This is a genomic window from Brucella sp. JSBI001, assembly GCF_026014005.1.
In the GTDB taxonomy this organism is placed as follows: domain Bacteria; phylum Pseudomonadota; class Alphaproteobacteria; order Rhizobiales; family Rhizobiaceae; genus Brucella; species Brucella anthropi.
Window position 1 is genome coordinate 2,921,943 of the sequence record NZ_CP110339.1, and the last position, 23,156, is coordinate 2,945,098.

The following is a 23,156-nucleotide window of genomic DNA, read 5'->3' on the forward strand; positions in this document are numbered from 1 at the left end:
AAACTTATCGTGCAGATTGAGCAAATGATGGGGATCAAATCCTTCCTTCTGGCAACGACCGTCGACGGGTTTGTAGCGGGCTGCCACATTTTCCGCGAGCGCGCAGGAGCAAGGTGGTCAATATCTATAACTGGTCGATTATATCGGACGACTTATTCTGATTTCACCAAGGAAACTGGGATCGTCGTCTACGACGTTTACGACTCCAATGAAATCTGAGACCAAGCTTCTGGCTGGTGGCAAAGTGGCTACGATCCGTGGTGCCATCGGGCGAATTCCTGGTCAGATTCCGGCGGTGGCGTGTCTGAAACTCGATAAGGACAAGCTGCCGAACTCGGCAAGAATACGTGGGATGAAATCTCCAACCGCGCGGTAACCTACGATCCGGGCAACGAATACCTGTCAACTACATGGGGCACGACCGGCATTGGCTACAACAAGGCCAGATCAAGGAAGCGCTCGGCACCGACACAATCGACTTTGGACGCTTTTCGACCTGGAAGTCTGCGAAGCTCAAAGGTTGCGGCACCCATCTTCTTGATCCTGCTAGCCGTAAACGCTGTGCCCGGCTTTGAATTATCTGGGTTCAATCTGAATTCGCTGCCGCCGGACGATCTGCAGAAGGCTCAGACCTCATTCAAAGATCCGCCCGGAATATCCGCAAGTTCCACTCTGTCTGAATAGCACAATGCGCTGGGCTAATGGCGAGCATCTGTGGCTGGCTACTGGTTATTTGCCATCTTCCGGTACGTGATCGCGCTGAAAAGGCAAAGCAGGCGTCGAGATCGGCTATTCGATCCCGGAAGGAAGGCGCGCTGATCTGGTTCGACCAGATGGCGATCCCGGCAGACGCCACATGTGCTGGAAGCGCTTGAATTCATGTGAACTACATGATGCGTCTCAAAGTGGCTGCTAAGGCTTCGAACTACGTGTTCTATGCCAATGGCAACAAGGCCTCGCAGGGAAGTTCATCGGACAAGGAAATTCTTGACGATCCGGAAATCTATCCGACCGAAGACGTCATGAAGAAGTTAACGTGCTCACGCCTTATGATACCCGGGCGATCTGCAGCCGTGGTCACTCGCGCTCGACCAAGATCGTCACCGGGCTGCAGCAGAGCCAAATACGATGGGACCGATATGTCCCGGCCTGACATCGTGAAGAGCGGCCCACCGTGCAGACGGAGGGCCGCCTGCGTCTTGTAATACAGCAAATTATCGGAGAGCGGTCCTGCTTATAGACAGGCTTTTGGTTCCGGGTGATCGGATAGGGAACGAATGAATTTTGGCAGTTTTCGCCGCAAATTTGCGCCCTGGAATGATCCGGCGGCCGCTTCTCCTTTCATTTCTTTTGAGAATGTGATGAAAATATTCATGACGTACCGCCGTCGATGATCTCTCGCTCACCGTTTCAACCGCGAGTTCTTCGCGCTGTTGGCGCCTGGGCTGTGGTGCGACCACGCTGATGCGCTGGTGGCTGAGAGCCGACATCGGGGCCGCATCACCGACGGCCAGGATATGCGCGCGGCATCCCGCCCTATAAGCGCCTGGTCAACATGATGTTTCAGTCCATGCTGTTTCCGCATATGACGGTCGAGAATAATATCGCTTTCTGGCCTCAAGCAGGACGCATGATAGTCGGAAATCGATGCGCGTCGCTGAAATGCTCAAGCTCGTGAAGCTGGGAGCACATGGCAAGGCAAGCCGCATCAGTTGTCTGCGGCCAGCGTCATGCGTGGCGTCGCCCGTCCGTCGCCAAGCGCCCGGCGTGTTGCTGCTGGATGAGCTGGGCGCGTCTGACAAGAAGCTGCGCGAGGAAACCAGCCTGAACTGATGGATTTGCAGGCCAAGCTTCTGGCATGACCTTCATGGTCACAACACGATCAGGAAGAAGTAAATGACTATGTCCACCGCATCGCGGTGATGGACAAGGGCCGTATCACAGGTGGCGACGCCGGCGTAAAGCCCATGAGGCACCGCGCTCCAGTTCCGGGTGGCTGGACTTCATCGGTAATGTGAACATCATCGAAGGCGAAGTGGTGAAAGCCAACGGCGAGGCTGAGATCGCTACCGAAAATTCGGTTTCCGCCATCTGTGACTGAGACTCGCTAAAGAAACCTAATCCGGGCCAGAAGGTCTGGTATGCGGTGCGTCCTGAAAAGACGCGGATCACACTGAAAGCCGGACGATGCGTCGGTCAATGCGGTGGAAGGCGAGCTTTGGGATATTGCTTATTTCGGCGATGCTGACGGTGTTCTACGTGCGGTTTGAAAATGGGTACGATCAAGGCTGTAAGCCTCAATGCCGCGCGCAAGACGGAAAATCCGCTGACCTATGATGAGCGTGTGTCTGGGCTCTTCTGATACTGATGCTGGTCTGCGCTGACCGCCTGAGGAGGGGCAATTCATGCAGAAGCCTTCGTCGCTTCCATTGCTGCCGTCTCTGTCATCGCAGTGCTCATCTCTATTGCTGGTATCTTTCTCGTCCTTGTTCTTCATCGTCTTCGCAGATTTCCCGCTCGGAAGTCGCGATGCAGGACCCCGGTCATGCCAACTTTCGATGGCATGTGGGTTCGCAGCAACGGGAGAAAATCAAACAATTTCCTTCGACAATTATCTCTGGCTGTTGATGATCTGCTACGCATTACAAAGCTCATCTGGTTCAGTGTCCGGGACAGGCTATATTCCACCTTCCTGACCTTGCTTGTCGCCTATCCGATGGTCGGCATGGCGCGCGCGCTAACGATGATCCGTCAGTCCGACATTGCTGATGCTGGTGACTGCCGTTCTGACTCTGCTCTGATCCGCGTTCATGTACGGATCGGCATTTCTAGCCGAAGGCCTGCTCAATCAGTTTCGGATGCGGCCTAACGTCGATACGCCGCTCAATATTCCTGCCACCGATACGGCCATCTTCATCGGGATCGTTTATTCATTCGCCCGCTTTAAAAGCGTTGATCTATTCCTCGCTGGAGTGCATGGATCATCTGCCTATCGAAGGGCAGGACCTGGGCTGCACACCGCCTGCCGCCTTCTGGAAAATCATCGCTCCTGCTGTCGCTGGCTGCGTGCTGGCTGGCTGTTTCTCGTGTTCATTCCGCCGCAGGTGAGTTCTCGTCATTCCGGACTCCTCTCGGTGGTTCGGGACACCCGCGATCGGTAAGACGACGGAGTGAGTCTCTTCCAATCGCGACTGGCCGGTCCTGTCGGTAGTGGCCGTGGTGCTCCTGATCCCGCTGATCATTCCGATCGTAATTTTCCAGCAGGCGCAGGCGCGGGGCGCAGGAGGGGAAACAGGATGCAGAAACAACTGGTCCTGTCAATATCGCATCGGTGGCTCTGGCTTTGCTTCTTCCTTTATCTGCCCATCGTTCCGCTGGTGATTTACCTGTTCAACGAATCCCTGACTGGTCACGGTCTGGGCAGGGTTCTCGACTCAAATGGTATGTCGAGCTGTTTCGCAATCAGGCGCTGATGATGTGGCATGGTGACGATCCGCATGTTTCGGCTTCTGTCCGCACGATTGCCACTGTTCTGGGCATCGCTCGCAGCGCTGGCGCTGACACGTTATACGCGCTTTCAGGACCATCCTGTTTCGGCATGGTTTACGCACTGGGCTATCATGCTGGATGTCATCACTCGGTCTTTCATTGCTGCTGTTGTTCGTGGCGATGAATTGACCGTGGCTTCTGACGGTGACGCCTGCGCACATCACCTTCTTCATGTGTTTCCCGTGGCGGTCGTCGTGCAGTCGCGTCTGGGTGAGCTTTGATCACCGTTCGCTGGTTAGCGGTACCGATCTGGGTGCGCTGGTCACGACTCTTCATGAAGCGTAACTCTGCTGGTCATCCGCCCGCCGTGGTTTCAGGCTGATGTTTGCATTCACCTGGTCGCTCGACGATCTGGTGATTGCAAGCTTTACCTCCGGTCCGGCGCAACCACGCTGCTGATGAAGATCTATGTTTCAGGTGCGCCTTGGGTGTACGCCGGAAATCAACGCTGTTCAGGCTAACTTGATCGCGCTGGCAGGATCATCGGTATTACTACCGCCTCGATCGTCAACAAGCGTCGCGGAGGCGTATAGCCGCCGCGACGAGCAGCGGTCTCCGGCGGGATATCGAAAACGGGGCTTACTGCCCCGTTCCCATGGATGATTTGGTGAAATAAATGGTTGATCCCACGAGCCGCCGACGAAGAAATTGAGCGGCGGCTTGGCGGCGGAGTTTCGCTGGCGGCTGGCTATCCTGACTCGTCTGTGCTGCCTTCCCCAGGGCTGCGCTGCGGCTGGCTGTTCGGGAAAACGACTACCACTCAGCGCCAGACTGTAATCCACGAAAGGCAATGCCTGCCAGCGCCGCGCGCTGTCGGAAGCGCCGGTGACGCGTATTCTCCAGCGTCGCCACACCATCGGAAAAGAGATTGGCTTTCACATCCAGACGATCAAGGCGAGCGCAACATTTTCCTTCCGCTCCAGAGCGAAAGTAGCGCGGCTCTGCGCCTGGTCAGAAAATCCTACCGGCAAAAGCCCTGCATCTGACCAATACAGCTGGATGGAAACATTGCCCTGCGCGTTGGTCAAAAGGCCGGACCAGCGATTGCCGGACTTTCATGAACAAGAAAACATTTCGCCTTTGCCGGTTTACGAAAGGCTTGTCGAAGCCGGGCGCCGTAAAAGAACAAGAACTGTCGATATCCGAGGCGTTGAACGCAATTCGCCGCTCGCACTTTTCAGGTCACGCACGATCTGCACATTGGCTTCGTATGATGCCAAGTTGAAGGCTTTGCGTCGCTGATGCCGAAGATGGCAATGTCCGCTCTGCATCTGAAACTTCGCTGCAGCTACACCTGTCATGTTCACTCGCCCGCTGTGGCACTTCGCGCGGGAAAGGCGAAGGTCGACTTCGCATGATCAATGAAGCTCGCACGACTACGTCAGTGGTCAGGATTGCTGCGCTCGTTCGGCGAGCGCGCGCCGCCGCCGGGCAGTGGAATGGCTGAAAACAGGCACTGGGCCGCTTGTCGAAAGCCAGTGTTCCGCTACTGCAGGCTGCTCCTGTTCCAGACCGATCTGACTTCCGCTGCCTGGTCAGCTGTCGCTGGCGGTCATTTCACACCGGCGAATTTCAGCCAGTTTCGGTGTCGCGTTATGGATTCTGGGCAGCGGGAGAATGCAATTGATTCGGCGCCGCCACTGGCGGAAGGCTGGAGCCAGCACCGCGCCGCTGAGTGACGGGTCTTGGCAGTCAGATCGCCTTCTTGAAACGATCTCAGCCATTTCGCCTGCTCTGAAATGTGAGGCTTAGTGGATTGCGGTCAGGGCTTGCGGTCACATCTGATGCTGCCCGCCAGAAGCGCGGCAGCGCTTGCGCGGCAGCTGTAGCTGAATTGAGGTCTCGCGCCTTACTTATGCTGCTTTCAGCGTTGCGGCACCTGATGTGCGCGGGCCATTCCAGCGTTGCGTTGATATCGGTTATCTGCTCGTCACTGGTGATTTCCACTGCCATCCGACGGTTAAAGGCAATCGTCCGATCACGAACCACGACACGTACAAACGGTTGTGAAGCCTGCTGCGCTGCCTGTGCATTATCTCCCGGAACTGTCTTTGCAGGGCGCGCTGCGCACGGATCGCGGTGCTGAGGCGTCCGTTGAATTGGCGATGGCGTCGAGGAGCTTTAGAAATTCGAAATCGGTCCGTCGAGGTTTATATGCGGACGGGACGATCTGCGTTTCGGAAAACAGATATGTCCTACGATGGCATCGAGCGAGAGCTCCACATCGATGCGACTAGCGTCATGAGTGGTTTCGCCCCTGATCGGTGTAAGTTTGCTGGGAGCGTCACGCCGTTCAACGACGCGCGCAGAATGGAACACCTTCAGGCGAGGGGCTTGTCGCAAACCAACGCTATAGCCGGTCCAGGCACGATTTCCGTAAAAGCAACGCGGATAATGGATGGCATCGGTAGAGACGATAAATGCACCACGGCCAGCAAGGTTGCTGCAGCCGCGGCGCAGAGAGAATGACGCAGAGCGCAATTATGAGGCGCGTAAATCGGGCCAGCGCACAACCATCCAATCAAAGTGGAAGTTTCAGAAACACGCCACGTTTTTCGCCGCGCCCAGATTTCGTTTTTGCACATCGTTATCGCAAACCGTTACACTTTGCGCGACGTATTTCCCAAGCTGTAAACCAGCAATGGGTCAAAGCAAAGACGCTAGTTTTGCGATAAGTCGTCTACGGTTGCAGAACGAATCAAATCAACAGCGCTGAAGCTCTTTCCTATGGTTAATCAATTCTGCTGTGCGGAAATTAACTTGATTTTACAGTCGCTACTATCACAAATTGAACAAGAACTTAGGCGTCGTTAACTGGCTTCCACGCGATATGAATGCAATAATTGAGTGATGATCGAGCCGCTGCTCCGGCAGTGCTCACAGGAATTGCTTTAGTCCTTTGTCTCTGAGGGGATTCTGATGCGCCGGTTCGTCCGCGCTTTGTGTTAATCAGGATACGAAAACCTCGCAAGGGGAGTTCCTTAGCTTTCAAGGTGCCGATCAGTCAGCCAGTACGCGTGTTGGCGGGAAGCAATCCACCACCGTTCCAGGTGTCCCGGAGGAATCGATGGTAAATTGCGCCTGCTGATTGGCTTCTAACATGTTTTTGTCAGTGGGTGGGCCTGAAAGCCTGCGCCTTCACTGCGCCAGTCCTTCGCGGTCTCGGGCTTTTCAGGCGTTCCAGCGCGCTGACCTGCCGGAATGGTTTTTGCGCCTGCTCGACCTCGGATTTGGTCATGCCGATGCCGGTATCGCGCACCCAATACGACATCGCCGTTCATTCAGCTTGTCGACACGATCACCCGATCGCCTGAGCCGTGGCGCACAGCGTTGACAGGAAGGTTCAGGGCCACCGTTTGATTGAACGCGTACGCGTCGTCGGGTTGATTGGAAGTCGAATTGATGATGACGCGCTCGCGGCTGGCCTGCGGTTGCATCAGCAAATGGCCTCTGGCACAGCATCGTTGAGTGAGACCGCTTCAAACTGCGCTGTCGAGAGCGCCAGCTTCGATCTTGAAACAAGTCGAGCAGATCATTGACTCAATGCCAGCACGTGATTGCCGGAACGGTTGATGTCATGCGCAGGTAATCCCGGTAGCGATCATTGCTGATGGAGCCGAACTCATCGGCCATCAGTCGGAAAACTGATGATCGTACTGAGCGGCGTGCGGATTTCGTGGGCTGATGCGCCAGAAACTGTTTTCGCTTGAAGCGCGTTCAGTTTCCCTTTGCGCGCATCGTCGCCCTTCTCGGTGCGCTCTCACCGCGGTGGATGTCACGCAGGAACGGCAGGAACTACGCGTGTGCGGTGTTCAGCCGATGGTCGCGAACAGCGGAATAAAGCCGCCTTGGTCATGGCCGGATCACTCGCGCCCATCATTGAGGATACTTATGAACACCACGCTGCCGGAAAGTCCAGGCGAGGTTCATGGCGCGCTGGCTTTCTGATGGTGAACAGCATCGAGAAGAACTAGTTTCTCCATCTCGTCGCGTTCATAGCCAAAGAGGGCGGAGGCCGAATGGTTCATCGAGCTGAGCGTACTTGTGGGTCAATAGTTAGCTAAGTGACAACGCCATCCGTCGCCGTCGAGAATGGTCTTCAGTTCCTCGACATGATCCGCAAGTGCCTGCTTCTCGTCGTCCTGTCGATCGCAACCGGCGCCTAGCAAAATAACGGTTTCAACGGATACCGCTGCGCAGCTGCCACCACCAGGCTCAGCATGAGTGTAGCGGCCTTCGCGCCATGAAAATGGCGTTGAGGTGCATCGACAGGTTCTTCACCGCCATTGGCGCGGCGCAACACTATACCCCCGTCGCGTTTCGCCATCGTCGCTTCGCTAAGCTGAATGTTATCGACGCCACCCGCACCGCGAATATCATCAAGCGATTCATAGCCGGTGAGATCGAGCAAGGCCTGATTGACGTAATGGATCTGACACGCCTGAATAATGATGACTGGCACAGGCAGATTGGCACAGCAGGGCCGTTTCTATCTCATAGTCATTCCGGAGATTTGAAGGATAAGCCGTCGGCGCTAACTTCGTCGATGAGTTACGCTTCACTTCGGTCTTTTCACTGGCTGCGAGCTGTCAATAACGGTCTCGTCCGGAGTGGAAGCCGTTTCTGGTTTCGGCGCGCGAATTGCGCACGCTTGCGCAGACGATCAGCAATTTCGCGAAAATGCGCTGCGCTCTCGGTCTTGTCAGTCGCCTTCGACGCTCTTCGCGCTCCTGCTCTGCGCATCCGTGCTGGTCCGCAGCCACTTTCTCTGCGCGCGTTCAGTAAGCTGGATCACCTTATCGGATCTCCGGCGTCCCGGTGCTGGCTGATATCCAGCGCGGCTTGGGCAGCGTTGCGACAGGACTGTCGCTGGTTGCAATTTCTTCGCTCTAGCGCCAGAACATCGTCGTTCCTGATACAGGCGCTGCTGTTTCGACTGGAGCCCGCTGACGGCTTGCGCGCCTGCGGGAATACCTGGCCTGCAAGCACCAGCCTGATTTCTTCCGGGTCCTTCGGCCCCAGCCGGACGCACCAGCTGTGCCGCGGAAACCGGTAAATTCCTGATCGCGCGAATAAACGGGCAGGGCGGCAAGCCTGACCGCACGCAATCCGTGCCCTTCCACCGGGCCATCAACCGCTCTCCTGACCATGCGTCACGCCGCTTTTGTCCAGCAGCGCCGTACACTGCCATCAGGTCGAAGCCGGAAGACATTGGCTACATCGGCAAAGCGACGCCCGACGACATCAGCTGCATCGCCCAATCGTGCGCGAGGTCCGGCGATATTCGCTGAATGTGCCGTCCGTCCCACCTTCCAGATGTAGCGCGCGGGCGGAGCATCCCGTTCGAACACAAACTGCGGGGCTTCAACATCGGCGAAGCATCTTCAGGCATTTGCGCTTCCACAGGCTCCAAAGTATCTCTTCCAGAATTTCTGGCTTCACCCTGCAGAGCAAAGCGGTGCTTCCAATGTCGCGACGGGAGCATCACCAATGATGCAAAGAAGATGCATGGGCGGTGTATCGGTCAGCCGCGTAATCGCCCTGCACGGAATGCTTCTCCGGCACGGATACGGCGCTTGACGATACGGTCGGTCGCATCTGCAGCTTCGATGACAAGGTCTTAGTGTCGAGGAAATGTCGAGCGCAGCAAAACGCGGGCTTGCGGTAATCATCTGGCTGTTCGCGCCGATCAGCGCACATGCGTGCTGTCGTCGCTGAGGCCGGAAATGATGCCCTCTGTTTCTGCGTCCTGCCATCGGCAGTCAGCAGCAGCCCGGACACGCCGTCGGAAGTGTATGCGATACGCTGAACTGGGTGTCGGAACGGCAGTCCGCCGCCGGAGGCGAATGGAAAACGGTCTGGCTCTACCTCCGCATTGCCCTCAGCGGCGATCTGCCGGCGTATGATGGGCAGATCAAGGCCGACGCCGATCAGCGTCTCTCCACGCGATCGAAGCCAGTGCTGCGCGCCGGGGCCGTTGACCCAAAGCACTGCTGACAGGTCGCGCTTCAGCACGCTGCGCATCGCCCTTTGCAAAAGCCTCGCGGATAGAATCCAGCGCGGCAACATCACCGATGAAGGTATTGACCCTGACATACCTGTCCTTACCTGTTCTTCGACTGCCTGCAGCCGTTAATACCCTGTTAATAAGCCTCTATGGGCGCGGGTCCATTGCCATTTGGTATGGGCTGCATTTTCTGTTTCATTAGTTAATACGGGAAAGGCAATTTTACAGGCTCGGGCCAATATCCGGGTTGTGCACAGCCGTCACCTATAATGGTTACCAGCCGGTGACCGTTAACAGCAGGATTTGATATTGAATCCCGCAATTGGGAATTTCTCAAAAAAGAGAGCTATAATCACTTGCAATATGGATCGATTCTCCGTATGTGACCCCCTGTCGGCGACGCCAGAGCGTCACGCAGCCGACACAAAGGTACGCGGTCGTAGCTCAGTTGGTTAGAGCGCAGGATTGTGGCTCCTGAGGTCGTTGGTTCAACTCCAACCGACCGTACCATTGTCTCTCATATATTCGTTGCGAGTTTAAATCAGCGATAAAACGCTGGTTCGTAGATCTGAGAAAAATTCATAAAAACAACAGTTTGACGCGAATTGCAGGAATGCGATAGCGCGCTCGATGCTTTAATTGGAACCAATAGCCTACCCTGCCATTAGGTCTGTAGCGGCAAATCTTATGCCGCTGAAACCAACAGGAGGATTTGATCCATGAAACAGGTCAACCCGACTGAGGCAAGGCAGGGGCGCGAAGGCAAGCCCGTTCTCATCGTGCTGCTGGTCAGTATCGCGGCGGCACTGATCGTGTGGGTGCTGGTCGAAATCTACGGAACCGTTATTTCTCCCGATGAGAATACGCCCAATGGCGAGAACTCCCTGCCACCCGCCACGACGGAATCGGTCCCACCGGCGTCGGCGAAATGATCGTTTGCTTGCGAGTGCGCGTCGTTGGTACATTCGTCTATAGCGGAACCAAACCCAATGGTGCCCGTTGTGAAGCATGGAACAATTCTGGGCTGAATTTACGCATGAGAATGTAATCAGTTTGCCGGTGGTTCTGGCGCGGATGCTGCTGGCAACACTGCTCGGTTCCATTATCGGTCTGGAGCGGGAATGGCGTCGGCGACCGGCCGGGTTGAAAACCCATATGCTCGTCTGTCTCGCCTCCGCCACCTTCACGATTGTTTCGCTGGAACTGGTCAATGTGCCGGTATTCAACGATCAGAATATCCGGATGGACCCTTCGCGGCTCGTTGAAGCAATCACCAGCGGGGTCGCCTTTCTGGCGGCGGGTTTCATCATCTTCGCACGCGGAAAAATAACCGGCATCACGACCGGCGCCGGCATGTGGCTTGCGGCCTCAGTGGGGCTCGCCAGTGGTCTGGGCCTCTGGCATATCGCAATCATGGCGACGTTGATTGCCGTCACGGTTCTGGTCGTGGTGGGCAGGATGGAAAACTCGGTTGGCCCGGACAACAGCAAAGTCGAGGACAAAACCTCCTGAGCTGTTACCGAGCCAACAGTTTGCCGGAGTGACGGATCAAGCGTCGGCGAGCGCTTCGGCGATGCTGTCCTTCAGGGCAAGGCGCTGTTTGCGCAGGTTTGTTTCTTCTTCCTGGCTTACTGGCGCAATCTTCGTTTCAGCGCGGTGGATGCGATCATTGACGGAATCGTATTCTTCCAGAATGCGGGCAAAATGCGCATCCTTTGCCTTCAACGCGTGAATGGCGTCGAGCTGGCCGGGAAACTCTTCTCCAAGTGTATGGGGGGTGTTCGACATTCTTTAGCTCCTTCCTTTGTTGAAAAGAGCTTCGCAAGCCAGCGAGCCAAAGGCATTGATCGCGATCAAGTTGAGCGAAAAGGAATATGCGGAAACTGCATGGCTGGCATGCAAATGCCGATCTTCTAAGTTGTCAGTGCGATCCCCATCTCATGGGCACGGACCAATGAAGTGTCCGTGATGGAGAGAAAAATGTTTACCCGCTTCAATAATCGTTTCGGTCGTGCATTCGCGCAATTTGGCAGCGCCGTTCGTGCTTCTGCTGCTGTGCGCGCTGGTCAGAAGCCCACTGCCCAGGACCTTGAGACGCTTGGCATCGACGTTGACCAGTTCCGTCGTATTCAGGGTTGAGCAATCAAGTAAGCGTATGTGTATCTGAGTAAAAAAGCCCCGGGTTTCCGGGGCTTTTGTTTTTAGTCTTCGTCCGTTGCCATCTGGCTCAGCAGGGCACCCTTGCCACGCTGGCGCATGATCATCGGCACAACGACTGCTGCAATCGCCAGTGCGATCAGCACGATCGATACCCAGGAATGCACCAGAGCCATCGGGTTGCCCTGACTGATCTGCAATGCCTGACGCAGGCTCTTTTCTGCCATTGGCCCGAGGATCAGGCCAACAACAACCGGCGCGATGGGATATGAGAAGCGCCGCAGCACGTAGCCCAGCACACCGAATGCCAGTAGCAGGCCGAGCTCGAATGAAACCGGCAGGCCGAACAGCATCGAGGTGGAGGCATTCGCACCGATTGTTCCAAGCGTTGCGAAAACCAGAATGCCTGCATAGAGCCAGTGGCGCGGGATGGTGAGCATCTTCACCCACAGGCCGATCAGCGGCAGGTTGAGAACCAGCAGCATCAGATTGGCCACGAGAAGGCTCGCCACCAGACCCCATACCAGCGTGGCATTGGTCACGAACAGGAGAGGGCCGGGCTGCAGGCCGAACTGCTGGAAACCGGCAAGCATGATTGCTGCCGTTGCCGTGGTTGGCAGGCCGAGCGTCAGAAGCGGCACGAGGGTGCCCGCAGCCGAAGCGTTATTGGCCGCCTCCGGTCCCGCAACGCCTTCGATAGCGCCTTTGCCGAATTCTTCCGGATGTTTCGAGAACTGCCGTTCCGCTGAATAGGAAAGGAAGCTCGACACGTCGGCGCCGCCTGCTGGCATGGCTCCGATTGGAAAGCCGATGGCGGTGCCGCGCAACCACGGCATCCATGAGCGTTTCCAGTCATTCTTGGTCATCCAGACGGAACCCTTGACGGCGATGACTTCATCCTCTGGTCGAAGCTTCTTCGACACGACCGCAAGGGTTTCACCGATGGCGAACAGCGCCACCGCCAATGTGGTGACATTGATCCCGTCGAGCAGGTTCGGCGTTCCCATGACGAGACGTGCCTGACCCGTCAGCTGATCGATGCCGATCAGGCCGAGCGCCAGTCCGATGAACAGGGACGTCAATCCGCGAAGCGTGGAATCGCCGAATGCTGCCGAGACCGTCATGAAGGCCAGAAGCATGAGCGCGAAATATTCGGACGGTCCGAAGGACAGGGCGAATTTCACGACCCATGGTGCGACGAAGGCAAGCGCCAGAGTGGCGAGCAGGCCTGCGATGAACGAGCCGATGGCCGCCGTTGCAAGCGCTGGCCCGCCACGCCCGGCCCGGGCCATCTTGTTGCCCTCCAATGCGGTGACGATGGAGGCGCTTTCTCCCGGTGTATTGAGCAGGATCGATGTGGTCGACCCGCCATACATGCCGCCATAATAAATGCCCGCGAACATGATGAGCGAGCCGGATGGATCCAGCTTGTAGGTAACGGGCAGGAGGAGCGCGACGGTAAGTGCAGGGCCGATACCTGGCAAAACACCGACGGCGGTGCCGAGCGTGACACCGATCAGCGCGTAAAGAAGGTTCGATGGTTCAAGCGCCACCAGAAGTCCGTTGGCGAGAAGTGCGACAGTATCCATGATGGCACTGAGCCTTTAAAGCATTTCCAGCAAAAATGCGAAGCGGTTTGCGTGGAATAATGCGACAAAACAAGGACTTAGAGCATTTCCAATGTTTCAGTCAAAACTGGGAATGCTCTAAACGAATTGTTCGAGCCAGCCGGACGGCAGCGATAGCTGCAGGCCGCGTGCAAAGATAAACCAGATCACGAAGGCGAAGACGATGCCGACGGGAACGCTGATCCAGAATTTGCGATAGCCGAAGCCACGTGCGGTTGCTGCGAAAAGCAGGCCGGTGGACAAGGAAAAGCCGACAGTCTTCATCGTCAGCATCTGGATGGCCAGACCGCCGATGATCCATGCCATCGGGGCGATCTCCTGATGCTCTCGCTCTGGAAAATCACCGCGAAGCGCCTCGAATACGGTCCAGATGGCAAGGCCGAACAATCCGGCTGCGACGACATAGGGAACGGTTTTCGGGCCGACCGGCGAGTAGCTCGTCACGTCGTTTCCATAGGTTGTCGACCAGGCAATGGCGATGGCGACAGCGGCAAGAACAAGGGCGATGACAAGAGCGGCGAAATCTGGCGCCGCCCCTTCCGGGCGGCGCTTTTCCTGCGGTTCTGTTCCTGTCATTTGACGAGGCCGATTTCCTTGAGGATGGTTTCAGTCGCAGCGACGTCCTTGGCAAGCTGCTCCTTGAACGCCGGGCCGGCGAGATAAGTATCCGCCCAGCCCTTGTCTTTCAGAGCCTTCTGCCAGGATTCCGACTTCACCATTTTCTCGATATCGGCATTGATGGCAGCTTCCTGCTCGGCAGTGATGCCGGGAGCAGCGGCCACCATGCGCCAGTTCTGGATAGAAACGTCCACGCCGCCTTCCTTGAAGGTCGGTGCGTCAATGCCTTCCACGCGCTCGTCGCTCGAAATGCCGATGATGCGCAGCGTACCGGCCTTGATCTGGGCGTCGAATTCGCCATAGCCGGAAATGCCGACGGTTACCTGATTGCCGAGAATGGCTGCCAGTGCTTCGCCGCCGCCTGAGAAGGCGATGTAATTGACCTTGGTCGGGTCGACGCCTGCTGCCTTGGCAAAGAGGCCAGCGGTGATGTGATCGGTGCCGCCCGCAGAACCGCCGCCCCACGAAACGGAGCCTGGATCAGCCTTCAGCTTCGCGGCAAGGTCGCCAAGGTTCTGGATGTCGGAAGAAGCAGGCACGACGATGGCTTCATATTCACCGGTAAGGCGTGCAATCGGCGTGATGGCGTCGAGCGTGACCGGCGATTTGTTGGTCAGGATAGCGCCGACCATGACATAGCCACCGACGATGAGCTGGCTTGGGTCGCCCTTGTTCTGGTTCACAAACTGGGCAAGGCCGATAGTGCCACCAGCGCCCGGAACGTTGATGACCTGCACGCTGCCGGAAATCTTTTCGTCCTGAAGCGCGCTCTGCATCGTGCGCGCCGTCTGGTCCCAGCCGCCGCCCGGAGCCGCAGGCGCCAGCACCTTGTAGTCTTCTGCGGAAGCAGAGCCTGCCATAGCCAACGCCGCTACCGACGTCAGGGCCAGAATAAATCTACGCATATGTCCTCCCAGATAGAATGTGTGCCGCCTCCCGGCGGACCTCCCCAAAGTCCCGCTCCTCTAGCGGGAGAAAACTACATGGAGATTAGCGAAAACAAATTCAATAGGCCAGCGCATGCGACGATAGTTTGGCCGCAATTTAAATAACGGGCTTTCGAATCGCTTGAAAACCGTGTGTTGGAAATAGCCATCGAGACCTGCTTGACGGCGACATCGGGTCAACGTAATAGTGTAACGACGGTTCCCCGACCGAGAGCGAAGGGGATTAATAGGGAACACGGTGAGGACGACCCGAAAAGGGGCCAAGACCGTGGCTGCCCCCGCAACTGTAAGCGGATTGCCGTTCATCCTCGTGACGTTGAAAGCGTCATGCCACTGTGCCGGAGAAGCGCGGGAAGGCAGATGAACAGCAGATATTCGTGAGCCAGGAGACCTGCCGTCTAGTGTTGTCCATTGTCACGGGCGGGGATGCCCGGAGCAGGAGCCGGTTATGACAGATTTCCGCGTCGCAGGACGCATCCTTCCATCGTCATCACATGATTTCGACATGTCCCCGGATATGCCTGTCCGTCTTCCGTATCGGATTTTTTCCGTCAGCTGACAGGGCGTCTTTTTCTCATCATTTCGGGGACTTTCATGAATATTCTCGGCAAGATGCCGTTTCGCGCCGCCCTCTGTGCGGTTGCATTTCTCGCAGGCGGTTTGGCTGCACAGGCAGCGGAAACGCAATATCCGCTGACGCTGAAAAATTGCGGTCGTGACGTGACCTTCAAGCAGGCACCGAGCCGCGCGGTTGCGGTCGGCCAGAGCAGCGCAGAAATTCTTTACAGCCTTGGTCTCGGCGACAAGGTCGTCGGCACGGCAGTGTGGTTCGGGCCTGTTCTCAAAGGTTTTGAGGAGGTGAATGCCAAGGTAAAGCGGCTCGCCGATAACGATCCGAGTTTCGAAAGCGTTCTGGCGCAGAAGCCGGATATCGTGACGGCGGATTTTCAGTGGCATGTCGGGCCGACCGGCATTGTTGCGAAGCCTGAACAATTCGAGGAACTGGGCATTCCGGCCTATACATCGCCTTCCGATTGTGTTGGCAAGGACAATTCCGGCGGTGGCGACGGTGTTCGTACGGCAGCCTTCAAGATGGATATCGTCTATCAGGAAATCACCGAACTGGCGGAAATCTTCAATGTGCAGGATCGCGGCGAGAAACTCGTCGCCGACCTGAAGGCGCGCGAAGCGGCCGCGCGCGAAAAAATTGGGTCTGCTGGCGGCAAGCTGTCTGCCGTTGTCTGGTTCTCCAGCACGCAGGTCGATGCCGATCCTTACGTCGCAGGCAAGTTCGGCGCGCCCGCCTACATTCTTTCGGCACTCGGCATCAAGAATGTCATCAACAGCGAAGAAGAATGGCCAACGGTTGGATGGGAAACGATTGCAAAATCAGACCCTTCGATGATCGTTGCTGCAAAGCTGGACCGCCGCCGCTATCCGGCTGACGACATCGCCGTCAAGCATCAGTTCCTTGATAGTGATGCGGTCACGAAGCTGATGCCAGCAGTCAAGGACAAACATGTCTTCGACATGGATGCGCAGTCGATGAGCACTTCGCTTCGCGTGATCGAAGGCATCGAAACACTTGCAGCCGATATCGCCGCCTCGGACCTGAACAAGTGACGGCGCGGGCAGCGACAACAGGCTTCAAACAGAAGGGAAGGGCCCGCTCCGGCGTGTTCTTCCTGGCCTTTTCGCTTGTCCTGCTTCTTCTTGCCCTTTGGCTCGGAGCGGCGATAGGCGAAACGGCGATACCACTCGATGTGGTTGCGAAAACCGTAGCCAATCGGGTGTGGAACGCCGGTTATCCGCTCGAACCCATCGATGAAGGGATTGTCTGGAGCTATCGCCTCAGCCGTGCGGTTATCGCTGCATGTTGCGGCGCGTCTCTCGCAATATCCGGCGTTATTCTGCAGTCGCTGCTCCGAAATTCGCTCGCGGATCCGTATATTCTGGGCATTTCCGCCGGCGCCTCGACTGGAGCCGTCGCCGTTGCCATTCTTGGCATCGGCGCTGGCGTGCTGACACTCTCGCTGGGTGCGTTCATTGGCGCTATTGTTGCTTTCTGTCTCGTGTCCCTGCTGGCGCTGCGGGCGGGGCGAGGCAGCAGCGCTATCATTCTGGCGGGTATTGCCGGTTCACAGCTTTTCAACGCGTTGACGTCATTCATCGTCACCAAAGCAGCAAATGCCGAACAGGCGCGCGGTATCATGTTCTGGCTCCTTGGCAACCTTTCCGGCGTGCGCTGGCCCGATGTCACTCTTGCTCTGCCTGCCTGTCTGATCGGTCTTGCCATCTGTCTGTGGCATGCGCGTGCGCTCGATGCCTTCACCTTCGGAACGGAATCCGCAGCTTCTCTCGGCATACCGGTGCGCCGCGTCTACGCGGTGCTGATCGGCGTCAGCGCCATGATGACGGCGGTCATGGTCTCCATCGTCGGCTCTGTGGGCTTTATCGGTCTCGTCATTCCCCATGCGGCGCGAATGGTGGTCGGGGTCAGGCACGGCAGGTTGTTGCCCGCGGCGGCCCTTATTGGAGCAATCTTTATGATCGTCGCCGATATTCTGTCGCGTATCATCATTCCGGGTCAGGTTCTGCCGATCGGGGTCATTACGGCGTTGTTCGGTGCGCCGGCCTTCGCCCTGTTGCTTGGACAAAGGAGGGCGTCGTCATGATCCTCTCAGCATGCAATGTCGGCTGGTCGGCGGGCAGTGTCGAAATCTTGCGCGATGTTTCGCTGGAAGTGGCGGAAGGTGAGTTTCTTGGCATCATAGGGCCGAATGGATCGGGAAAGACCAGCTTTCTGTCTTTGCTTTCCGGTGTTCGCAGATGCCGCGTGGGCGAAGTGAACCTCTGCGGTGCATCCATCGACAGTTTTAGTCGTCGCGAGATTGCGCGCCAACTGGCGCTGGTCGAGCAACAGGCGGGAACAACCGAGCGCATTACGGCGCGTCAGGCGGTCGAACTCGGGCGAACGCCCTATCTTGGGGCCCTGTCGCCATGGTCGGCGGAAGACGATGCAATCGTTGACCAGGCGCTGGTCAATGTCGATATGGTCCATCTGGCTGACCGCTATTGGCATACGCTTTCCGGCGGAGAGCGGCAGCGCCTGCATATAGCGCGCGCCCTGGCGCAGGAGCCGCGGATTTTGCTTCTGGACGAACCGACCAATCATCTCGATATCGGGCACCAGATCGGGTTGCTTGATCTTGTCAGTCGTCAAAAACTGACAGTCGTGGCTGCCTTGCATGACCTGAACCATGCTGCGATGTTCTGCGACCGCATCGCGGTGATGGACAAGGGCAATCTCGTCGCGCTCGGCACACCGCGAGAGGTGTTGCGGGCAGAGCGTATCGCCGAGGTCTTCGGTGTCGATGTCGACGTCGAATATCAGGGCATCAGCGGCTGTCACATCCGCTATCGTGCTCCAGGTCAGCGCCCGTTGGAACTCAGACATTCTGCATGATCGGTCAGGCTGCAAGTCATTGTTTCGGTTGCTGCGGTACTTCTAATAAACGGAAATAAATAGGATTATAAAATAGGTATTACTAATATTAATATTGATGTTTCGGATAACATCATGAAAAGTTGTAGCTTTTTCAGAGTTTACTCACAGTAATGTGAGCGGTTTTGTTGACAAACTGTTTCCATCGCGTTGACGGTTGCGCTATACAGCCTCAGCGCATCAGGGCATGCATTCACTTGTAAGGCTGTGGCCTTTCTTGTTGAGTGCAGGCTGAAGGACAGAAGAGATCATTCTTTGATTTGTTCCGTCATTCACGGTTCTGATATGCGGGTCGCCCCGGTTTTGGGCCGGGAAGATCCGTTTTAAATAAAGAAACCTTATTGGCAGGTTCGCATGAATGCGACGTGCGGCGAATGCAGTTTTTCAATGAATTATTATACTTATAAAGAGCGGCGGCTTTTCGTTTTGGAAAGCCGCCGTTGTTTTATCAAGGATATTGGGCGCCGGTGACTGTGAGATAGACCGCATAAAGCGACTTCGTTGCTGTGATGAACAGCCGATTGCGGCGTGGACCGCCGAAAGTCACATTGGCGACCGTTTGCGGCGTCCTGACCTTGCCGAGAAGCGTCCCTTCCGGCGAAAAGCAGTGCACGCCATCACCAGCACTGGTCCATAGATTACCATCCGTATCGAAACGAAAGCCATCCGGCAGGCCCATGTCGATGGTGCAAAAAACCGTGCCGCCCGTCAGGCGCTTACCGCCATCCACAACGTCGAAGACGCGGATGTGACGGGGCGCATCCTCATTGTGGCTATAGGCGCTGTCGGCGACGTAGAGTTTTGTTTCGTCCGGTGAAAAGGCGAGACCATTCGGCTGGTGGAAGTCAGTTATGACCGCATCGATATTGCCGGTCTTCGGGTCGAGGCGATAGACATTGCGCGACGGCTGTTCCGGCTCAGCCTTATAGCCTTCGTAATCGGCCATGATGCCGTAGGTCGGATCGGTGAACCAGATCGTTCCATCCGAGCGCACGATGACGTCGTTAGGCGCATTGAGCTTCTTGCCCTGATAGCTGTCCGCCAGCACAGTGATGCTGCCATCTGGTTCCGTGCGGGTGACGCGGCGACCGCCATGCTCGCAGGTGACGAGGCGTCCTTCACGATCACGGGTGTTGCCGTTGGAGAAATTGGAGGGCTGGCGGAACACTGAAACGCCGCCATCTGGGACCCAGCGCAGGATGCGCTGGTTCGGAATGTCACTCCACAAAAGGCAGTTCTGGTCACCGAACCACACCGGGCCTTCCGCCCAGCGGCAGCCGCTATAAAGTTCGTCCAGATCGGCGCTCGGCACGATCATCTGCTTGAAGCGTTCGTCGTGGATTTCGTAAATCGAAACAGTCTGAGACAAGGGAGATACTCCGAAGATAATTAGCGCTCGGCGCGTCGACCACTGGCGAGGATGATCACCGCAATGATGGTGAGGCCAGTCAGGACAAGACGGACACCGGCGCCGAAGCCGTAGGTGTTGAGCATCGAAACTATGAGGAACATGAAGAGGGCGGCACCCCAAATACCAGGGATGTTGGAATCACCGCCTGCAACCGCCGTGCCGCCGATGATGACGACGGCAATCGACATCAAAAGATATTCCGCGCCCATGTTCAGCGCTGCACCGCCCGAGAAGCAGGCAAGCAGAAAGCCGCAGAGCGAAGCGAGCACTGCACAGAGCAGATAGGTGATGAAGCGGGTGCCATCGACCGGAACGCCCGCCATGCGCGCAGCGAAAGGATTCTGGCCAATTGCCGAAATCCAGCGTCCATAGATGCTCTTCTTCAACAGTACCCAGCCAATGACTGACAGGATCAGCGCCACGAGGGCGACATTGGGAACGCCAAGCGTGGAGGATGTCGTGAACTGCGCTAGGCTTTCCGGCGGTTTCACGCGCAGGCCGCGATTGCTCCAGATGGCGGTGGACTGGATCAGGAAGCTCATCGACAAGGTGGCGATGATGGGCGGAATGCGCAGAAGCTTGATCAGCGTATAATTGCAGATGCCAATGGCAACACCAACCAGAATGGCAACACCAAGCCCCGCAAGCACCATGCCGTCCTGCGTATCCATGAGCTTGAGCGCCAGTGTTGCGGCGAGCGTCATATTGGCCGGGACCGACAGATCGATATTGCCGGGTCCGAGCGTGATGACGAACATCTGGCCGAGGCCGACAATCACCGAAAAGGACGCGAAAGTGAAAGCTGCGTGGGAGAGCCCGTGCGCGCCAGCGCCGCCGGTAAAGAGGATGGTGATGATCCAGACGACGGCAGTGGCGATGAACGACCATATCCACGGACGGTTGGTCAGGATGGTGAGACCGCTCATTGCTTTTTCTCCCTCTTTTCGAGGCGATTGAGGAAGAGGCGCAATGCCAGCACCACGATGAGAATGCCGCCTTGTGCACCGATCTGCCAGTCCGGCGAAATGCGCATGAAGGAGAGGAACGATCCGGCAAGCGTCAGCGTCAGTGCGCCGATGACGGCTCCGATAGGTGATACGCGTCCGCCGACGAATTCACCACCGCCGAGAATAACGCCTGCGATAGACAGAAGCGTATAACGTAACGCGATATTGGCATCGGCCGATGTGGTGAGACCGACGAGTGCGATACCTGCAAGCACTGCGAAGAAGGCCGCCAGTGCATAGGTTCCGGCGCGGATCATGGTCACAGACCAGCCCGCACGTTCTATGGAGCGGCTGTTACCGCCCGCGCCACGCATTAGCACGCCGAAGGTCGAGCGCATGACGATGAAATGCGTGACGACCGCGATCAGGATGCTGGCGACAATGGCCATCGGCATGAAAGGCGGCTTGGCGGTCATGATCCAGCGCGCCCAGTCCGGCGCCTGTCCGCCGGGCGAGGGCAGCAGCAGAACGGCAAACCCGCCCCAGACGAAGCTCATGCCAAGCGTGACGACGATGGAAGGCAGATTGCGCAGGTGGATCAACGCGCCAAGCGCCGCATAAGCTGCAATGGCTGCGGCAAGGATCAGCACTCCGATGACGGGCGCAGTGTTGAGATAGGTTGCGGCAACACAGACCACGAAACTCACGAAGGTGCCCATCGAGAGGTCGAGGTCGTTGACCGCCATGATGAGCATCTGGGCGATGGTCGCTAGCGCAATGGGGACGGCCAGATTGAACAGCAGATTCAGCCCGGTATAGCTCATGGCGCGTGGTTGCATGTAGAAGACGGCGGCAAGCAGCAGAACCAGCGAGAAAACCGGCGTCAGCAGGCGGATGGAGGAAGAGGAAAGGCGCATTATTCGTGACCTCCCTCAAATGATGCTGCAAGCACGTTCTTTTCCGTAATGTCTTCGCCGGTCAGTTCCGCAACGATACCGCCGTCGCGGAAAACATAGACGCGGTCACAAAGTTCGATTTCATCCATTTCGGTGGAGTACCAGACGAAGGTGCGTCCGTTGTCAGCCTCATGGCGCAGGATTTCATAGACTTCCTGCTTGGTGCCGACATCGACGCCACGCATCGGATCGTCCATCAAAATAGTGTTGGCGCTGGTTGCCAGTGCACGGGCGAAAAGCACTTTCTGCTGGTTGCCACCCGACAGTGACAGGATGCGGTTACCCATATCCGGTGTGCGTATCTGGATGCGGTCTTTCCAGTCACTGCCGAGGACGTCTTCCCGCTTCTGGTCAACCAGCTTTGCCGACGACAGCCGGTCCAGCGAGCCGATGGTGAGATTGTGCAGAATGCTCCACAGCGGGAAGGTGCCGTTGAGGCTGCGGTCGCCCGCAACGAAGGCGATTTCGCAATTGCGAGCCGGAACCCAGTTCGGCCGCCGTGCATAGTAGAGATCGAGCAGCATCCTGGTCTGTCCGTGTCCGGCAAGACCGGCGAGACCAATGACTTCGCCCCTGAATGCCTGAAACGGCTTGATGTCGCTGGCGCGCTTGGCAAAGGACAGAACGGGCGTGCCGCTCATATCGGTCTTTGCAACGCGGCGCGCAGCCTTTTCGCGCTCGACGCTGCCCATGGCTTCGACAAGGCTGCGATTGGTGAAATCGTTTGCGGCGCGGTTGGCGACCACCTTTCCGTCCTTCATCACCACGATGCGGTCGGAGGTTGAGAGGATTTCACCCAACATATGCGAAATCAGGATAACCGCGCCGCCGGTGCTGACGAAACGGCGCACATAGGCCATGAGCTGCGCGGCGATGCCTGCATCAAGCGAAGAGGTCGGCTCATCGAGAATAACCAGTTTTGGCGCAGTGCCGGGCGCGGTAAAGTTGATGGCGATTTCGACCATCTGCCGCTCGGCGATGGAAAGCTCGTCGATGGTGGCACTGCTGTCGATCTTGTGGCCCGGAAAAATCTCGTCGAGCTTTTTGGAAATCAGTTCGACGGCCTTGCCGCGCCAGCCAGCGCCCGTCAGGTCGCGCTGCATGATGCGGACATTTTCGGCAATGGTCAGGTTTGGAAACAGCGACAATTCCTGAAAGACGCAGCGCACGCCATGCTTGCGCGCCATCGTTACGCCGTATCCTGCTTCCTCATGATAGGAAACGCTGCCTTCATGTGGCGACAGCCCGCCATTGATGACATTGACGATGGTGGATTTGCCCGCGCCATTGTGGCCGACCAGCCCGACGCATTCGCCTTCGCGGATCACGAGCTCGGCACCATCCAGTGCTTTCACCGCACCGAACTGCACGCGAATATTGCGCGCGGCGACGACCTCCCGTTTCTCTGCTGTTTCTGTCATACGCTCAACT

General features: G+C 57.0%; 17 protein-coding genes, 1 tRNA gene, 4 pseudogenes and 1 riboswitch. Of the genes and pseudogenes, 13 read left to right on the top strand and 9 right to left on the bottom strand.

The window, feature by feature from the left end:
* Positions 1–27: 27 nt before the first annotated feature.
* The 6 genes and pseudogenes from LJ361_RS13835 (at position 28) to LJ361_RS23620 (ending at position 5,228) form a co-directional block, all read left to right on the top strand.
* Positions 28–1,153, top strand: a pseudogene (locus LJ361_RS13835) (extracellular solute-binding protein).
* Between the two features lie 124 nt (positions 1,154–1,277).
* A pseudogene (locus LJ361_RS13840) lies at positions 1,278–2,362 on the top strand (ABC transporter ATP-binding protein).
* Between the two features lie 183 nt (positions 2,363–2,545).
* Positions 2,546–2,869: a hypothetical protein gene (locus LJ361_RS13845; RefSeq protein WP_264811759.1), complete on the top strand. Its 324-nt coding sequence runs from the start codon at positions 2,546–2,548 to the stop codon at positions 2,867–2,869.
* Between the two features lie 383 nt (positions 2,870–3,252).
* Positions 3,253–4,152: pseudogene (locus LJ361_RS23610) on the top strand (putrescine ABC transporter permease PotI).
* A 222-nt stretch (positions 4,153–4,374) separates the two neighbouring features.
* The gene (locus LJ361_RS23615) at positions 4,375–4,791 is read left to right on the top strand and encodes a hypothetical protein (RefSeq protein WP_264811762.1); all 417 of its coding nucleotides are present in this window, start codon (positions 4,375–4,377) and stop codon (positions 4,789–4,791) included.
* A 119-nt stretch (positions 4,792–4,910) separates the two neighbouring features.
* The gene (locus LJ361_RS23620) at positions 4,911–5,228 is read left to right on the top strand and encodes a hypothetical protein (protein WP_264811764.1); all 318 of its coding nucleotides are present in this window, start codon (positions 4,911–4,913) and stop codon (positions 5,226–5,228) included.
* Positions 5,229–6,549: 1,321 nt separating this feature from the next.
* Here LJ361_RS23620 and LJ361_RS23625 read toward each other — a convergent pair.
* A pseudogene (locus LJ361_RS23625) lies at positions 6,550–9,625 on the bottom strand (histidine kinase dimerization/phospho-acceptor domain-containing protein).
* A 364-nt stretch (positions 9,626–9,989) separates the two neighbouring features.
* On the opposite strand from LJ361_RS23625, the gene LJ361_RS13890 reads away from it, so the two are divergent.
* The 3 genes from LJ361_RS13890 to LJ361_RS13900 all read left to right on the top strand — a co-directional run bounded on the left by LJ361_RS13890 (position 9,990) and on the right by LJ361_RS13900 (position 11,068).
* A tRNA-His gene (locus LJ361_RS13890) sits at positions 9,990–10,066 on the top strand.
* Positions 10,067–10,275: 209 nt separating this feature from the next.
* Positions 10,276–10,488, top strand: a complete 213-nt coding sequence (locus tag LJ361_RS13895) for a hypothetical protein (protein ID WP_264811769.1) — start codon at positions 10,276–10,278, stop codon at positions 10,486–10,488.
* A 76-nt stretch (positions 10,489–10,564) separates the two neighbouring features.
* Positions 10,565–11,068 (top strand): MgtC/SapB family protein, encoded by a 504-nt coding sequence (locus LJ361_RS13900; protein ID WP_010659107.1) that lies wholly within the window; start codon positions 10,565–10,567, stop codon positions 11,066–11,068.
* Between the two features lie 36 nt (positions 11,069–11,104).
* Here the strand turns inward: LJ361_RS13900 and LJ361_RS13905 are convergent, their stop codons facing one another.
* On the bottom strand, positions 11,105–11,344 hold the full coding sequence (locus LJ361_RS13905; protein ID WP_010659106.1) for a YdcH family protein: 240 nt from the start codon (positions 11,342–11,344) through the stop codon (positions 11,105–11,107).
* A 192-nt stretch (positions 11,345–11,536) separates the two neighbouring features.
* On the opposite strand from LJ361_RS13905, the gene LJ361_RS13910 reads away from it, so the two are divergent.
* On the top strand, positions 11,537–11,695 hold the full coding sequence (locus tag LJ361_RS13910) for a hypothetical protein (RefSeq protein WP_100229493.1): 159 nt from the start codon (positions 11,537–11,539) through the stop codon (positions 11,693–11,695).
* A gap of 62 nt (positions 11,696–11,757) precedes the next feature.
* Here the strand turns inward: LJ361_RS13910 and LJ361_RS13915 are convergent, their stop codons facing one another.
* From LJ361_RS13915 to LJ361_RS13925, 3 genes are all read right to left on the bottom strand, one after another.
* A complete protein-coding gene (locus LJ361_RS13915; protein WP_010659104.1) occupies positions 11,758–13,302 on the bottom strand; it encodes a tripartite tricarboxylate transporter permease in 1,545 nt (514 codons plus the stop codon).
* A 117-nt stretch (positions 13,303–13,419) separates the two neighbouring features.
* Positions 13,420–13,917: a tripartite tricarboxylate transporter TctB family protein gene (locus LJ361_RS13920; RefSeq protein WP_010659103.1), complete on the bottom strand. Its 498-nt coding sequence runs from the start codon at positions 13,915–13,917 to the stop codon at positions 13,420–13,422.
* A complete protein-coding gene (locus LJ361_RS13925) occupies positions 13,914–14,864 on the bottom strand; it encodes a Bug family tripartite tricarboxylate transporter substrate binding protein (RefSeq protein ID WP_010659102.1) in 951 nt (316 codons plus the stop codon). The genes LJ361_RS13920 and LJ361_RS13925 overlap by 4 nt, the downstream gene beginning before the upstream one ends.
* Positions 14,865–15,085: 221 nt before the next feature.
* A riboswitch (cobalamin riboswitch) is annotated at positions 15,086–15,320 on the top strand.
* Positions 15,321–15,500: 180 nt separating this feature from the next.
* On the opposite strand from LJ361_RS13925, the gene LJ361_RS13930 reads away from it, so the two are divergent.
* Genes LJ361_RS13930 through LJ361_RS13940 form a run of 3 tightly spaced genes read left to right on the top strand, consistent with a single transcriptional unit; the run spans position 15,501 to position 18,372 of the window.
* A complete protein-coding gene (locus tag LJ361_RS13930; protein WP_010659101.1) occupies positions 15,501–16,529 on the top strand; it encodes an ABC transporter substrate-binding protein in 1,029 nt (342 codons plus the stop codon).
* Complete coding sequence (locus tag LJ361_RS13935; RefSeq protein WP_010659100.1) at positions 16,526–17,581, top strand: FecCD family ABC transporter permease; 1,056 nt, start codon at positions 16,526–16,528, stop codon at positions 17,579–17,581. The genes LJ361_RS13930 and LJ361_RS13935 overlap by 4 nt, the downstream gene beginning before the upstream one ends.
* On the top strand, positions 17,578–18,372 hold the full coding sequence (locus LJ361_RS13940) for an ABC transporter ATP-binding protein (RefSeq protein ID WP_010659099.1): 795 nt from the start codon (positions 17,578–17,580) through the stop codon (positions 18,370–18,372). Before LJ361_RS13935 ends, LJ361_RS13940 begins: the two co-directional genes overlap by 4 nt.
* A 487-nt stretch (positions 18,373–18,859) precedes the next feature.
* Here the strand turns inward: LJ361_RS13940 and LJ361_RS13945 are convergent, their stop codons facing one another.
* The 4 genes from LJ361_RS13945 to LJ361_RS13960 all read right to left on the bottom strand — a co-directional run bounded on the left by LJ361_RS13945 (position 18,860) and on the right by LJ361_RS13960 (position 23,146).
* Positions 18,860–19,729, bottom strand: coding sequence for an SMP-30/gluconolactonase/LRE family protein (locus LJ361_RS13945; protein ID WP_050897432.1), 870 nt, complete (start codon positions 19,727–19,729; stop codon positions 18,860–18,862).
* Between the two features lie 71 nt (positions 19,730–19,800).
* Positions 19,801–20,748 carry an ABC transporter permease gene (locus LJ361_RS13950; RefSeq protein WP_010659097.1) on the bottom strand — a complete coding sequence of 316 codons (948 nt, stop codon included), beginning with the start codon at positions 20,746–20,748 and terminating at the stop codon, positions 19,801–19,803.
* A complete protein-coding gene (locus LJ361_RS13955) occupies positions 20,745–21,686 on the bottom strand; it encodes an ABC transporter permease (RefSeq protein WP_010659096.1) in 942 nt (313 codons plus the stop codon). Before LJ361_RS13955 ends, LJ361_RS13950 begins: the two co-directional genes overlap by 4 nt.
* The gene (locus LJ361_RS13960) at positions 21,686–23,146 is read right to left on the bottom strand and encodes an ATP-binding cassette domain-containing protein (RefSeq protein ID WP_010659095.1); all 1,461 of its coding nucleotides are present in this window, start codon (positions 23,144–23,146) and stop codon (positions 21,686–21,688) included. Before LJ361_RS13960 ends, LJ361_RS13955 begins: the two co-directional genes overlap by 1 nt.
* Between the last annotated feature and the right edge of the window lie 10 nt (positions 23,147–23,156).